This window comes from Mesorhizobium sp. M7A.F.Ca.CA.002.15.2.1 (genome assembly GCF_003998715.1).
Lineage (GTDB): Bacteria > Pseudomonadota > Alphaproteobacteria > Rhizobiales > Rhizobiaceae > Mesorhizobium > Mesorhizobium ciceri.
The window spans coordinates 1-588 of sequence record NZ_RZPI01001219.1 but is presented as its reverse complement, the minus strand read 5'-3'; the positions used below and the strand labels follow the sequence as shown (position 1 = coordinate 588).

Here is a 588-nt window from a genome sequence, read left to right as displayed (position 1 = left end):
GGAATGGTTGCAGAAAAGCCTAATGTAAGCCAGCTTTTACATGCCCCAGCGCAGCGCCGCAGTGTGTACCGGCGCGTCCCAGAATGCGGTCGTCTCGTCGTCGAGCATGGTCAGCGTGATCGAGCAGCCGGCCATATCGAGCGAGGTGACGTAGGAGCCGACCAGCGAACGGGTCACCGTCACGCCATGCTTCTCGAAGATTAGCCGTGCGCTGTTGTACATCAGATAGAGTTCCATCAGCGGCGTGCCGCCGAAGCCGTTGACGAACAGCAGCGCCGGGCCTTTCGCTTTGTCGCCGAGATCGCCGAGGATCGCGGCGCAAATCTCCTGCGCGATCGCATCGGCGCTTTTCAGCGCATCGCGCCGGCGGCCGGGCTCGCCATGGATGCCGACGCCGAACTCCATCTCGCCGTCGCCGATATCGAAAGTCGGCTTGCCCGCCGCCGGCACGGTGCAACTGGTCAGCGCCACGCCCATCGAGCGGGTAGCAGCGTTGACGCGGTCGCCAAGCGCCTTCAGCGACGCCAGAGCCAGGCCATGTTCGGCCGCCGCGCCGACGATCTTTTCCACCACCAGCGTGCCGGCGGC

At 65.1% G+C, this 588-nt stretch carries 1 protein-coding gene; it reads right to left on the bottom strand.

The window, feature by feature from the left end:
* Positions 1-36: 36 nt before the first annotated feature.
* A partial coding sequence (locus ENZ74_RS33750) for a dihydroxyacetone kinase subunit DhaK (protein WP_206522411.1) occupies positions 37-588 on the bottom strand: 552 nt, incomplete at its 5' end.